At 73.1% G+C, this 13238-nt stretch carries 12 protein-coding genes; 8 read left to right on the forward strand and 4 right to left on the reverse strand.

Annotated features, from left to right (window positions below; genetic code table 11):
- Nucleotides 1-106 precede the first annotated feature (106 nt).
- Genes AB0F01_RS19950 through AB0F01_RS19960 form a run of 3 tightly spaced genes read left to right on the forward strand, consistent with a single transcriptional unit; the run spans nucleotide 107 to nucleotide 2705 of the window.
- Nucleotides 107-1066: a dihydrodipicolinate synthase family protein gene (locus AB0F01_RS19950; protein ID WP_362097659.1), complete on the forward strand. Its 960-nt coding sequence runs from the start codon at nucleotides 107-109 to the stop codon at nucleotides 1064-1066.
- The gene (locus AB0F01_RS19955) at nucleotides 1063-2034 is read left to right on the forward strand and encodes an ROK family protein (protein WP_362097216.1); all 972 of its coding nucleotides are present in this window, start codon (nucleotides 1063-1065) and stop codon (nucleotides 2032-2034) included. Before AB0F01_RS19950 ends, AB0F01_RS19955 begins: the two co-directional genes overlap by 4 nt.
- Nucleotides 2031-2705 carry a putative N-acetylmannosamine-6-phosphate 2-epimerase gene (locus AB0F01_RS19960; protein WP_362097219.1) on the forward strand — a complete coding sequence of 225 codons (675 nt, stop codon included), beginning with the start codon at nucleotides 2031-2033 and terminating at the stop codon, nucleotides 2703-2705. Before AB0F01_RS19955 ends, AB0F01_RS19960 begins: the two co-directional genes overlap by 4 nt.
- A 679-nt stretch (nucleotides 2706-3384) precedes the next feature.
- Here AB0F01_RS19960 and AB0F01_RS19965 read toward each other — a convergent pair.
- The gene (locus AB0F01_RS19965) at nucleotides 3385-4173 is read right to left on the reverse strand and encodes a GntR family transcriptional regulator (protein WP_362097221.1); all 789 of its coding nucleotides are present in this window, start codon (nucleotides 4171-4173) and stop codon (nucleotides 3385-3387) included.
- 368 nt (nucleotides 4174-4541) lie between these two features.
- On the opposite strand from AB0F01_RS19965, the gene AB0F01_RS19970 reads away from it, so the two are divergent.
- The 4 genes from AB0F01_RS19970 to AB0F01_RS19985 all read left to right on the forward strand — a co-directional run bounded on the left by AB0F01_RS19970 (nucleotide 4542) and on the right by AB0F01_RS19985 (nucleotide 9223).
- Nucleotides 4542-5819, forward strand: coding sequence for an extracellular solute-binding protein (locus tag AB0F01_RS19970; RefSeq protein WP_362097224.1), 1278 nt, complete (start codon nucleotides 4542-4544; stop codon nucleotides 5817-5819).
- Nucleotides 5820-5908: 89 nt separating this feature from the next.
- Nucleotides 5909-6895 carry a sugar ABC transporter permease gene (locus AB0F01_RS19975; protein WP_362097226.1) on the forward strand — a complete coding sequence of 329 codons (987 nt, stop codon included), beginning with the start codon at nucleotides 5909-5911 and terminating at the stop codon, nucleotides 6893-6895.
- The gene (locus AB0F01_RS19980) at nucleotides 6892-7722 is read left to right on the forward strand and encodes a carbohydrate ABC transporter permease (RefSeq protein WP_362097229.1); all 831 of its coding nucleotides are present in this window, start codon (nucleotides 6892-6894) and stop codon (nucleotides 7720-7722) included. Before AB0F01_RS19975 ends, AB0F01_RS19980 begins: the two co-directional genes overlap by 4 nt.
- 10 nt (nucleotides 7723-7732) lie before the next feature.
- Nucleotides 7733-9223: a glycoside hydrolase family 3 protein gene (locus tag AB0F01_RS19985; protein ID WP_362097231.1), complete on the forward strand. Its 1491-nt coding sequence runs from the start codon at nucleotides 7733-7735 to the stop codon at nucleotides 9221-9223.
- A gap of 75 nt (nucleotides 9224-9298) precedes the next feature.
- On the opposite strand, the gene AB0F01_RS19990 is transcribed toward AB0F01_RS19985, so the two are convergent.
- From AB0F01_RS19990 to AB0F01_RS20000, 3 genes are all read right to left on the reverse strand, one after another.
- Entirely contained in the window at nucleotides 9299-10315 is a 1017-nt protein-coding gene (locus AB0F01_RS19990) for a hemolysin family protein (RefSeq protein WP_362097233.1), read from the reverse strand.
- Nucleotides 10312-11658, reverse strand: a complete 1347-nt coding sequence (locus AB0F01_RS19995) for a hemolysin family protein (RefSeq protein ID WP_362097236.1) — start codon at nucleotides 11656-11658, stop codon at nucleotides 10312-10314. The genes AB0F01_RS19990 and AB0F01_RS19995 overlap by 4 nt, the downstream gene beginning before the upstream one ends.
- 320 nt (nucleotides 11659-11978) lie before the next feature.
- Nucleotides 11979-12434, reverse strand: a complete 456-nt coding sequence (locus tag AB0F01_RS20000) for a TerB family tellurite resistance protein (RefSeq protein ID WP_164335231.1) — start codon at nucleotides 12432-12434, stop codon at nucleotides 11979-11981.
- Nucleotides 12435-12836: 402 nt separating this feature from the next.
- On the opposite strand from AB0F01_RS20000, the gene AB0F01_RS20005 reads away from it, so the two are divergent.
- Nucleotides 12837-13232, forward strand: a complete 396-nt coding sequence (locus AB0F01_RS20005; protein ID WP_362097239.1) for a cell division protein SepF — start codon at nucleotides 12837-12839, stop codon at nucleotides 13230-13232.
- The last annotated feature ends 6 nt before the right edge of the window (nucleotides 13233-13238 follow it).

Consider the following 13238-nt stretch of genomic DNA (forward strand, 5'->3'; position numbering starts at 1 on the left):
GCCCGCCCAGGACGAGCGCTACATGGTGATCGGCCGCGCGCCGGTCCGGCCGGCGCGCGGCGGCCCGTTCCCCCGATCCACCACTCGCAAGCCCAGGAGAACTCCCATGTCCCCGTCCCAGCCGCTGCGCGGCGTCGTCCCTCCCGTCTGCACCCCCCTGGACGCGTCGGGCGAGGTCGACACCGTCTCGCTCACCCGGCACGTCGAGCACCTCGTGGGCGGTGGGGTGCACGGGCTGTTCGCCCTGGGGTCCAGCAGCGAGGTCGCCTTCCTCACCGACCGGCAGCGCGACGTGACCCTGCGGACCGTCGTGGAGACCGTCGCCGGCCGCGTCCCCGTCCTCGCCGGGGTCATCGACATGACCACGCCCCGCGTGCTGGCCCACGCGGAGGCCGCCCGCGCGGCCGGGGCGGACGCGCTCGTCGCGACCGCGCCCTTCTACGCCCGCACCCACCCCGTCGAGATCGCCCGCCACTTCCGCACCCTGCGCGAGGCCGTCGACCTGCCCCTGTACGCCTACGACCTCCCGGTCTCCGTGCACAGCAAGCTCTCCGCCGGCCTGGTCCGCGAACTCGCCGAGGACGGCACGCTGGCCGGCCTGAAGGACAGCAGCGGCGACGAGGGCGGACTGCGCCGCCTGATCGTCGCCCTCGGCGGGCGGCACGGTCGCGCCACCGGCCCCGCGCCGGGCTTCAGCATCCTCACCGGCTCCGAACTCACCGTCGACGCCGCCCTGCTGGCGGGCGCCGACGGCGTCGTCCCGGGCCTCGGCAACGTCGACCCCGCCGGATACGTGCGCCTCTACGACGCCGTGCGCGCCGGGGACCTCGGCAGCGCCGTCGAGGAGCAGGAGCGGCTCGTGGAGCTGTTCGGCATGGTCGACGCGGGGCCGGAGAGCGAGATGGGCCGCAACTCCTCCGCCATCGGCGCCTTCAAGCACGCCCTGCGCCTGCTCGGCGTGTTCGCCGAGGGCACCACCGCCGCCCCCCAGGTCCAGCTGGGCGAGGCGTCGGTCGCCCTCGTCGAGGAGCGTCTGCGCGACGCCGGCCTGCTCCCCGTCCGATGACCGTGCGGCACGGCGCACCCTCGGTCATCGGCCTCGACCTGGGCGGCACGAAGATCGCCGCCGCCCTGGTCGCGGACGACGGCACGATCCTGGCCCGGCACTCCCTGCCCACCCCGGCGACGGCCGGCGCCGAAGCGGTGCTCGACGCGCTCGCCCAGGAGGTCCGCGCGGTGTGGGCCCCGGGGGCCACCGCGATCGGCGTCGCCGCCGCGGGCGTCGTCGACCCCGTCACCGGCACCGTCACCAGCGCCACCGACACCATCCGGGGCTGGGCCGGCACCGCCCTGGCGGACGGCCTCGCCGCCCGCACCGGGCTCCCGGTGGCCTGCGACAACGACGTCCGCGCGACGGCCGCGACCGAACTCGCCCCGCTCCCCGGCGGGCACCCGGACGGCGACCGGCCGGGACCCACGATGATCTACGCGGCCGTCGGCACCGGCGTGGGCGGCGCCGTCGCCGTCGACGGTCGCATGCTGAGCGGGGCGGCGGGCGTCGCCGGGCACCTCGGCCACCTGCCGAGCCCCGAGGCCGACGGACTGCCCTGCACCTGCGGCGCCACCGGCCACCTGGAGGCGATCGGATCCGGGCCCGCCATCACCGCCCAGTACACCAGGACCAGCGGCCTGTCCGCCGAGCGCCTGGAGCGGGTGGCCGCCCGTGCGGCCGACGGCGACCCGCACGCCACCGCGGCCATCGCGCTCGGCGCGCGGGCCGTCGGCCGGGCGCTGGGCGGCCTCGCCAACGCCCTCGGCGCCGACCGGGTCGTCGTCGGCGGGGGAGTGCCCCGGATCGGCGCCCGCTACCTCGACGCCCTGAACGAGGCGTTCACCGCCGAACTCATGCGCCCCCTGCGGCACCTGCGTCCGGTGCCGCCGCGCGGCGGACCCGACGCGGCGGTGCTCGGCGCCGCCGCGCTCACCCGCACCCTGCCCCTACACCACCCCCGCACCATCGGAGCACCACGATGACCCCGACCCTGGCCGACACCCTCCGGGGCCGCCTGATCGTCTCCTGCCAGGCCCCGCCCGGCGACCCGATGCGGCACACCGACACCCTGGTCCGGATGGCCCTCGCCGCCCGGGCCGGCGGTGCCGCCGCCGTCCGCGTCAACGACCCGGAGGTCGTCGCGGCCACCGTCGCGGCCGTCGACCTGCCGGTGATCGGGCTGTGGAAGGACGGCGACACCGGCGTCTTCATCACCCCGACGGTGCGGCACGCCCTCGCCCTGGTGGACGCGGGCGCCGCGGTCGTCGCCGCCGACGCCACCGACCGCCCGCGCCCGGACGGCAGTTCCTTCGCCGCCCTGGTGGAGGCCGTGCACGCGGCGGGGGCCCTGGTGATGGCCGACGTCTCGACCTACGAGGAGGGACGCCGGGCGGCCGAGGAGGGCGCCGACTTCGTCGCCTCCACGCTGTCCGGGTACGTGCCGGGCACCCCGCAGCAGGACGGCCCCGACCTGCGGCTCGTGGCCGACCTGGCGGTCGGCGCGGGCGCCCCGGTGATCGCCGAGGGCCGGATCGCCACCCCGGAGCAGGCCGCCGACGCGCTGGCGGCGGGCGCGCTGAGCGTGGTCGTCGGCACGGCCATCACGGCACCGACCGCGCTGACCCGCCGATTCGTCGAGGGGCTGCCGGGCTGAGGGTCGCTGCCGGGTCGACGGGCCGACCGATGGGGCGGCTGGTGCGGCCCGGCCGGTTGAGCGGCTGAGCGACTGAGCCGCCGAGCGGCTGACGCCCGGCCGGTGGTCCGCCGGCCGACGGACCGGGCGTCCTCGGGGCGTCTCGACGGCTCCGTCCCGGCGGCCTCCACGGCTGCGGAGGGCGGCGTGGATCCACGGTGAGCGTGGGCCCGCGCCGCCCTTTCGCGTGTCCGCGTCCCCTCGGGCGGCGGCTGTCGCGGTCACCCCGGCGGGCACGCCGTTGACCGGCGAGCCTCACCCGGCGGAGTCGGCGGAGGCGGCGTGCCCGGCCGGGGTCGGCCGGCGTCCGCCGAAGGCCCGCCGGGGTCCGCCGGAGTCGGCCGAAGCCCGCCGGAGTCGGGGAGGGGCCGGAGCCCGTTGGGGTCGTCCGGAGCCCGTAGAAGCCCGCCGGACCCCGCCCTCTCACCCGGCGACGCGGTCACCCCGCTGCCGCAGCGCCGTCAACGCCCGCCCCGCTGCGGCGATCCCCGACGCCCGCCCCGCTGCCGTCCCGGTCGTCCCGCGCCTGCCCGGCTCCCGCCGCGACCCTCGACGCCCGCCCCGCTGCCGCCCCGGTCATCCCGCGCCTGCCCGGCTCCCGCCTCGGCCCCCGACGCCTGCCCGGCTCCCGCCGCGCCCCTCAACGCCTGCCCCGCCGCTCCGGAGGTGTGAGGGTCGCCGTGAACTTGTAGCGCGAGCCCCGGTACACCGAGCGGACCCACTCCACCGGGGTGCCGTCCTCGTCGCGCGAGTGACGGGACAGCAGCAGCATCGGCAGTCCCACGTCGGTGCCCAGCAGCCCGGCCTCCCGCGGGGTGGCGGGGGAGGTCTCGATGGTCTCGTCGGCCTCCGCGAGGCGCACGCCGTAGACCTCGGACAGGGTCGAGTACAGGGAGGCGCTGCGGGACAGGTGGCGGCGCAGGCGCGGGAAGCGCCGCGCCGCCAGGTGGGTGGCCTCGATGGCCATCGGCTCGCCGCCCGCCAGGCGCAGCCGTTCGATGCGCAGCACCCGGTCGCCCCGGCCCACCTCCAGCAGGGCGGCGAGGTCCTCGTCGGCCGGGACGTATCCCAGGTCCAGGAGCTCGGAGGCGGGGCGGAGTCCCTGCGCGCGCATGTCCTCGGTGTACGAGGTGAGTTGGAGGGTCCGGTACACCTTGGGGCGGGCGACGAAGGTGCCCTTGCCCTGGATGCGGTCCAGGCGCCCCTCGCTCACGAGTTCCTGCAGGGCCTTGCGGACGGTGGTGCGGGAGGTGCGGAACTCGACCGCGAGCAGACGTTCGGCGGGCATGGGGGCACCGGGGCTGCGCTCCTCGGTCATCCGCAGCAACCGCTGCTTGATGCGGTAGTACTTCGGGACGCGGCCGACACGGCCGGGGCGGCCGGGCGTTGCCCCCGGGTCGGCCGGGGCGCTGCTGACGTCCGTGCTCATGACCTGCCTTCCGCCTGGTGTCCGGCGCGCGGACGGCAGGTGCCGGCCGCGGTGCACGTCGGCGGACGGCCGGTGTCGGCGCCGCACGCTCGGCGGTCCCGTTATAACCGCCCCCGGCCGGTTGGTCTAGTCCAACCCTCGACCCGTCCGAGTTTGGGCGGAATCCGGCGCCCCAATTGGCGTTGCCGTGCCGTTATCGACTGGCGCGGGTACGACCCTTGACAGGGCCATAGGTCTAGGCCAAGCTCCCCTTGCTGGTCTAAACCATTTAGAGGAAGCCGGGTCCCAGCCCACCGAGCTGTTGCGCCGTAGTGGGGGTCACCGCCGAGGGCGTGGGTGTGCAAGGCATTCCTGAGGAGGGGTGGCGCGTGAAGCGCAAGCTGATAGCCGCGATCGGAGTCGCGGGCATGCTGTTCTCCGTGGCGGCGTGCGGCGGGAACGACGGTGACGGTGACAAGAAGGCCGGCGCGGACGGCTACGCCGGCCAGACGCTCACGGTCTGGGTGATGGACGGCTCGTCGCCGGACCAGTGGCAGAAGGACCTCACCGCCGAGTTCGAGAAGAAGACCAAGGCGAAGGTCAAGTTCGAGGTACAGCAGTGGAACGGCATCCAGCAGAAGCTGACCACCTCGCTGTCCGAGGAGAACCCGCCGGACGTCTTCGAGATCGGCAACACCCAGACCCCGGCCTACGCCAAGACCGGCGGCCTCGCCGACCTCGGTGACCTCAAGGCCGAGATCGGCGGCGAGTGGACCGAGTCGCTCAACGAGTCGTCCGTCTACGAGGGCAAGCAGTACGCGGCGCCCTGGTACTTCGCCAACCGCGTCGTCCTCTACAACAAGAAGGTCTGGGCGGACGCCGGTCTCAAGGACACCCCCAAGACCCGCGACGAGTTCTACGACGCGCTCCAGACGATCGGTGAGAAGACCGACGCCGAGCCGATCTACCTGCCGGGCCAGAACTGGTACCACTTCGTCGGTCTGGTGATCGGCGAGGGCGGCGAACTGGTGAAGAAGGACGGCGACAAGTACGTCTCCAACCTCGACGACCCGAAGGTCGCCGCCGCCGCGGAGACCTACAAGAAGTTCCAGGCGCTGTCCAAGGCGCCCAAGGACAAGGACGAGGCCACCCCGCAGCAGGGTGAGGTCTTCGCCGACGGCAAGGTCGGCGCGTTCATCGGCATGGGCTGGGAAGCGGGCATCGCGACCGAGGCCAACCCGAAGATCGAGAAGGACATCGGCTACTTCACCATCCCCGGTGCCACGGCCGACAAGCCCGAGGGTGTCTTCCTCGGCGGATCCAACCTCGCCGTCGCCGCGGGCAGCAAGAAGCAGGAGCTCGCCAAGGAGTTCCTGAAGATCGCGCTCTCCGACAAGTTCGAGGGCCAGCTGGCCAAGCTCAACGGCGTCATCCCCAACAAGGAGTCGCTGCAGAGCAACCTGGAGGGCAACGCGCCCGCCGAGGCCGCCGCCCCGGCCGCCGCCGTCGGCGGCACCACGCCGCTGATCCCGCAGTGGGCGGCCGTGGAGAACGACCCGAACCCGATCAAGACGTACCTGACCGCCGTCCTGAACGGCAAGTCCCCGGCCGAGGCCGCGAAGCAGGTCGAGGGCGAGTTCAACAAGCGCCTGGCGCAGCAGCAGTAGTCGCACCGCGAGCGCACGGAACGGGCGGGGGCCGGCCACTCGCCGGCCCCCGCCCGGCGTCGAGTATGTCGAGAAGAGAGATCGCGAGCATGACCGTGCAGACCGAACGGCCGCCCTCCGGCCCGGCGGACGTCCGCAAGGCGGACGACGGGCGGCCCGGCAGGCCGACACCGAGAGCGGCGTCGCGCGTCGGCGCGCTCGCCCCGTACCTGTTGCTGCTGCCCGCCTGTGTGGCCTCCGTGCTGCTGCTCGGCTGGCCGCTGCTCAAGGACGTGCTGCTGTCGTTCCAGAACCTCAACATGACGCAGCTGATCCAGCGCGTCACCGAATGGAACGGAGTCGACAACTACCGGGCGGCCCTCACCAGTGAGGACTTCTGGCGGGTCACCCTTCGCTCGATCCTCTTCACGGCGGTCAACGTCGCCCTGATCATGGTGCTGGGCGCCCTGGTCGGGCTGCTGCTCGCCCGCCTCGGCAAGTGGATGCGGTTCACCCTGCTGCTGGGCCTGGTCCTCGCCTGGGCCATGCCGATCGTGGCCGCCACCACCGTCTACCAGTGGCTGTTCGCGCAGCGCTTCGGCGTCGTCAACTGGGTCCTGGACAAGCTCGGCTGGCACTCCATGGCCGACTACAACTGGACCAGCAGCCAGATGTCGACGTTCTTCGTCATCACCCTGCTGATCGTGTGGATGTCCATCCCGTTCGTGGCGATCAACCTCTACGCGGCGACCACCACCATCCCCAAGGAGCTCTACGAGGCCGCGTCCCTCGACGGCGCCGGCGCCTGGCGGAGCTTCACCACGGTCACCATGCCGTTCCTGCGGCCGTTCCTCTACGCGACCACGTTCCTGGAGGTCATCTGGGTCTTCAAGGCGTTCGTGCAGGTCTACCTCATCAACAAGGGCGGTCCCGACCGGCTCACCGAGATCCTGCCCGTCTACGCCTTCGTCGAGGGTGTCGGCAACCAGCACTACGGCATGGGTGCGGCGATCGCCGTCCTGACCATCGTGATCCTGCTCGCCCTGACCGCCTACTACCTCCGGATCGTGCTCAAGCAAGAGGAGGACGAGCTGTGAAGCGCTCGCTCTTCGGCCGCCTGTGGCCCAACGTCACGGCCGCCGTCCTGTTCATCGGCTTCGTCTTCCCCGTGTACTGGATGTTCAACACGGCCCTCAAGCCGACCGGGGACATCCTCTCCGAGGACCCGGTCTGGTTCCCGGCCGACCTCACCTTCGACCACTTCAGTACCGCGATCAACGTCGACCACTTCTGGACCTACGTCGCCAACTCGCTGACCGTCACCGTCCTGGCCGTGGTCTTCTCCCTGGTGATCGCGCTGGCCGGTTCCTTCGCCCTCGCGCGGATGCGCTTCAAGGGGCGGCGCGGCTTCATCATCGGATTCATGCTGGCCCAGATGGCGCCCTGGGAAGTCATGATCATCGCGATGTACATGATCGTGCGGGACGCGTCCATGCTGAACAGCCTCGTGCCGCTGACGCTCTTCTACATGATGATGATCCTGCCCCTCACCATCCTGACGCTGCGCGGCTTCGTCGCCTCCGTGCCCAAGGAACTGGAGGAGTCCGCCATGGTCGACGGCTGCACCCGGGCCCAGGCGTTCCGCCGGATCATCCTGCCGCTGCTCGCGCCGGGCCTGATGGCCACCTCGCTGTTCGGATTCATCACGGCCTGGAACGAGTTCGCGCTCGTCCTGGTCCTCAACAAGGACCCCGAGTCGCAGACCCTGCCGCTGTGGCTGTCCAGCTTCCAGAGCCAGTTCGGCAACGACTGGGGCGCGACCATGGCCGCCTCGTCGCTCTTCGCCATCCCGATCCTGATCCTCTTCGTCTACCTGCAGCGCAAGGCCGTCAGCGGCCTCACCGCCGGCGCCGTGAAGGGATGACCGCCACCCCATGACGACATTCACCACCGGCACCGACACCCTCACCCGGGACGCGCTCGCCGTCCTGCAACCGGGCTTCGACGGCACCACTGCGCCCGACTGGGTGCGCCGCCGCCTCGGCGAGGGCCTCGCGTCCGTCGCCCTGTTCGGCCGCAACGTCGCCGGCGCCGAACAGGTCGCCGCGCTCACCGCCCAGCTGCGGGCCGAACGGGACGACCTCCTGGTCGCCATCGACGAGGAGAGCGGCGACGTCACCCGCCTGGAGGTCCGCACCGGCTCCTCCTTCCCCGGCGCCCACGCCCTCGGCGCCGTCGACGACACCGGCCTCACCCGGGACGTCGCCCGCGAACTCGGCCGCCGGCTCGCGGCCTGCGGCGTCAACTTCAACTGGGCGCCCTCGGCCGACGTCAACGCCAACCCGGCCAACCCGGTCATCGGGGTGCGCTCCTTCGGCGGGGACACCGCCCTGGTCTCCCGGCACACCGCCGCCTACGTCGAGGGCCTGCAGTCCACCGGCGTGGCCGCCTGCGCCAAGCACTTCCCCGGGCACGGCGACACCAACGTCGACTCCCACCACGCCCTCCCGCACATCGACCTGGACGCCACGACCCTGCACGAGCGCGAACTGGAGCCGTTCCGGGCGGCCATCGCGGCCGGCACCCGGGCCGTCATGAGCGCCCACATCCGGGTCCCCGTACTCGACCCGGACCGCCCCGCCACCCTGTCCCGCCGCATCCTCACCGGCCTGCTCCGCGAGGAACTCGGCTACCGGGGCCTCATCGTCACCGACGGCATGGAGATGCAGGCGATCTCCGGCACCTACGGGCTGGAACACGGGGTGGTCCTCGCCCTCGCCGCCGGCGCCGACGCCATCTGCGTGGGCGGCGGACTGTGCGACGAGGGCACCGTGCAGCGCCTGCAGGACGCGCTCGTCACCGCCGTCCGCACCGGTGAACTCTCCGAGGAGCGGCTCGCCGACGCCGCCGCCCGGGTCCGAGAACTGGCCGCGTGGACGGCGAGCGTCCGCGACGCACCCGACGGCGACGGGGCGCCCCAGCCGGAGATCGGCCTGACGGCGGCCCGCCGCGCGGTCGCGGTCACCCGCACCGCGCCCGCCGCACCGGTCACCGGGCCGGTGTTCGTGGCCACGTTCAGTCCCGCGCCCAACATCGCGGTGGGCGACGAGACCCCCTGGGGGGTCGGGGCCGAACTGGAGCGCCTGCTGCCCGGCACCGCCTCCGGCACCTTCACCGGGCCCGACGCCGGAACGCGGGCCCTGAAGGCGGCGGGCGGGCGCCGCGTCGTCGCGGTGGTCCGCGACGAGCACCGGCATCCCTGGATGGGCACCGCCCTGGACACGCTGCTCCACGCGGATCCGGACACCGTTGTCATCGAGATGGGCGTGCCGCAGTCCGCCCCGCGCGGTGCCCTGCACATCGCCACCCACGGCGCGGCCCGGGTGTGCGGGGTGGCCGCCGCGGAGGCGGTGGTCGCCGGCTGACCGCGGCCGGCCCCGCGGCACGACGCGACGGGAGCCCGGGACACGGCCGACCGTGTCCCGGGCTCCCGTCGTGCGTCAGGCCGCCGGCTGCATCAGCCGGGCCAGCAGGTCGTCCAGGGTGACCATGCCGACCAGACCGCCCTCGGCGTCGCGGACCACCGCCAGGGTGGACCGGCGGCGGCGCAGCACGTCGATCGCGTCGGCGACCGTCGTGGTGACCGTCACCTCCGGCACCGGACGGGCCAGTTCGCGGGCGCTCGTGACGCGCCCCCGGGCCCGGGCCACCAGGGCGTCCCGGGCGTGCACCGAGCCGAGCACGGCGCCGCCGTCCCGGACCAGCAGCCGCGTCCGGTCATGGGCCGCCGCCACCCGCAGCAGCTCCTCCACGCCCGCGCCGCCGGCGACTGAGACGATCTCCGGGGCCGGCACGGCCAGCTCACCCACTGGAGTCTCCGGCTCGGTCAGCGACCGGGTCAGCAGCTGCGAGTCCGCCGCACTGATCAGGCCCAGCCGCTCCGACTCCGCGACCAGGTGCGTCAGCTGCTCCCGGTCGTGGACCGAGGCCAGCTCGTCGCGCGGGGTCACCCGGCACATCCGCACCAGCACGTTGCTCACCGCGTTCAGGACCCGGATGAGCGGCCGGACGGCCTTCACCAGGGCCCGGAACGGCGGTGCGAGCAGCATCGCGGAGCGTTCCGGGTGGGCGATCGCCCACGACTTGGGCGCCATCTCGCCGATCACCATGTGCAGGAACACCACGACGATCATCGCGACGGCGAACGCCACCCCGTAGCTGAGCGCGCTGGGCAGGCCCAGGCTGTGCAGCAGGGGGTCCAGTTCGTGCGAGATGGCGGGCTTGGACACCGAGCCCAGGCCCAGCGTGCACACCGTGATGCCCAGCTGCGCGCCGGCGAGCATCAGCGACAGCTCGCGCATCCCGGCCAGTGCGGCACCGGCGCCGCGCCGCCCGTCGGCCGCCGCCTTCTCCATGCGGTGCCGCTTGGCGGCGACCAGCGCGAACTCGGCGGCCACGAAGAACCCGCTGCCGATGAGCAGCAGCACGGTCACGAAGAGAGCCATCGGGAAACTCATGAACCCTCCTCGACCGGGTGCCGTTCCTCGGTGAGCGACGTGATCCGGACCCGTTCGGCCACGTGCCGGTCGAGCGTGCGCACGTCCAGCACCGCGTGGCCGCCGGCGGGCAGCTCCACGGTGATCCGGTCGTCCACCGTCGGGAAGCGGCCCAGCCGGTCCACGATGAGACCGGCCACCGTCTCGTAGTCGTCCTCCTCGGGCAGCCGGACGCCGGTCGCCTCGGCGACCTCGTCCAGCCGCCGCCCGGCGTCGACCAGCCAGCCGTCACCGTCGGCCACCGCCAGCTGCGCGACCGTGTCGCTCTCGTCGGCGATGTCCCCGACCAGCTCCTCGGCGATGTCCTCGTAGGTGACGATGCCGGCGACACCGCCGTGCTCGTCGAGGACGACGGCGAACTCGTCGTCCTGCTCCCGCATCCGCGCCACCGCGTCCGGCAGCTCCAGCGTGTCCGGCAGCAGCAGGGGCCGCCGGGCCACGTCGGCGGCGGTGGCCCCGGCCAGCCGGGAGGCGGGCAGCGCCATCAGCTCGCGCACCCCCACCACGCCGGTGACGTCGTCGGGGTGGTCGCCCAGCACGGGGTAGTTGGAGTGGCCGTGGGCGGCGATCAGGCCGACCGCCTCCTCGGCGCTCGCGTCCCCGCGCACGAACACGGAGTCCCGGCGCGGCACCATCACCCCGTGCAGGGTGCGCTCGGAGAACTCCAGCGCGTGGTCGAGCAGGGTGGCGGTGTCCCGGGGCAGGGCGCCGTTCTCGTGGGACTCGCCGATCAGGTGGCCCAGCTCCTCCAGCGTGGCACCGTGGTGCAGCTCCTCGACCGGCTCGATGCCGACACGGCGCAGCAGCCGGTCGGCCGCCCCGTCGAAGATCCGCACGACCGGGCCGACGACCTTCAGGTACGCCAGGGTGGACCCGGACAGCGCCTTCGCCAGCCGTTCCGGCACCGCGATCGCGAGGTTCTTCGGGGCCAGCTCGCCCAGCACCATCTGCACGACGGTGGCCAGCACGAACGCCAGCACCACGGAGATGCCGCTCACGGCGGCGTCGGGCAGCCCCACCCCGGACAGGGCGGGCCGCAGCAGGGCCGACACGGACGGCTCGGCGATGAAGCCGACGACCAGTCCGGTGACGGTGATGCCCAGCTGCGCGCCGGACAGCATGAAGGACAGCCGCTCCAGCACCTTCAGGGCGCGGGCGGCCTTCCGGTTCCCGGCCTCGGCCTCACGGGCGAGGGCCAGCCGGTCGGCGGAGACGTAGGCGAACTCCTGGGCCACGAAGTAGCCGGTTCCGGCGGTGAGCACGAACACGGCGAGCAGGCCCAGCAATGCTTCGGCGGCACTCATCGAACACCACCCCGTCGCGTGCCGCGGTCACTCGAAAGGTGACGGGATGGTCGGGGACTGGGTCCCGGGGGGTCCGTCGATCTGGCGGACACGTATGCACTCCTCATGGATGGGTCGGTCTCGGATCCAACGATTATGACCGGGCCCGTGTTCCCGGGCAGGCCGGGCCGATGCCCGCGGGCATCGGCCGACCCGCACGGTGCGGAGTGCCGCGTCCGGACGCCCGGTCCACGGATGTCGGCATGTCCGTGGACCGGGGACGCCCGGTGTCCGTCCGGAGCGGGGAGGTCCGGATCACGGACGTCCCCGCCGGGGCGCGGTCAGAGGTCGAACTCGTGCGGCGGCAGGTCGAGGGCGTAGCACGCCTCGCGGACGACCGCCTGCTCGTCCTTGTCGAAGTCGCCGTCGGCGCCGCCGATGACGATGCCGATCTGGATCACGGCCCGCGCCTCGGCCGGCTTCTTCTTGGCCTTGGCGACCTCCTGGAGCACGCTCACCTTGCCGAAGGCGAAGTCGGCGGTCAGCTTGTTCAGGTTGTCCTCGAACCGTCGGCGCAGGTCGTCGGCGGGGAAGTTCTGCAGCACGTCGTTGGTGCCGATGAGCTGGGCCACGCGCTGCCGCTCGGACGGGTCGACGGTGCCGTCGGCCGCGGCGACCAGGGCGCACATGGCCATGCTCGCGTCCCGGAACGCACCGCTCTTGAGGTCGTTCTTCTTCGCCACCAACTGGTTCTGCATCTGCGACGCGGAATCCTTGAGTCGGTCCCACAGGGCCATGCCCACTCCATGTTTCTCGGTGTGCTCGGGAGGTTCCCGGGCCGGTCGGAGCGCCCGGCCCGCGACGCGGACCCGGCCCCCCATGTCTACAGCACTGTAGAAACTAACGGTCGGGCGCGGAAGTTCCCCGCGTGGGTCCCGGAATGCGGGGCAGCCGGAGGTGTGCGTGCGCGGAGACGGTGCCGCGTGCGCCGGTTCGCACGACGCGCGCGAGGTTCACGCGTCCGTGCGGCGACACGGTCCGCACGGGCGGTACGGCCGGGACGGTGGCCGTCCGGTGCGGGTCCCCCGGCCCGGGCGGTGACGGTCCGGTGATGGCGGAGCGTGTCGTTATTGGGCCGAACGGGTGACCATGCGTAAGAATTGCCCGATGCAGACTGCCAGCGCGACCCAGGACGGAGCATGCCGGTGAGCAGCCACGACGTCACCGACGAACAGTGGGCGGGGCTCGCCCAGGTCGTTCCGCTGCGCGGCCGCGACGCCTGGCCGTCCGCCGTGGACCACCGGTCCGTGCCCGAGGCCGAGACTCAGGCGCGCCGACGCTTCGTCGTCCTGCGCGTCAACATCTTCGCGGACGCCCGCGACGTCGCCGAGACCCTGATGTCCGGCGTTCCGGTGCTGCTCGACCTCACGGGCGCGGAGACGGAGGTCGCCAAGCGCGTGCTGGACTTCAGCACCGGCGTGGTCTTCGGCCTGGCCAGCGGCATGCACCGGGTCGACCGCAACGTGTTCCTGCTCACCCCGGCCGGTATGGAGGTGACCGGCCTCATGGAGGAGGCGGGGGTCCCGGGGGTCTGACGGAGG

This window comes from Streptomyces sp. NPDC029526, from assembly GCF_040637405.1.
In the GTDB taxonomy this organism is placed as follows: Bacteria; Actinomycetota; Actinomycetes; order Streptomycetales; family Streptomycetaceae; genus Streptomyces.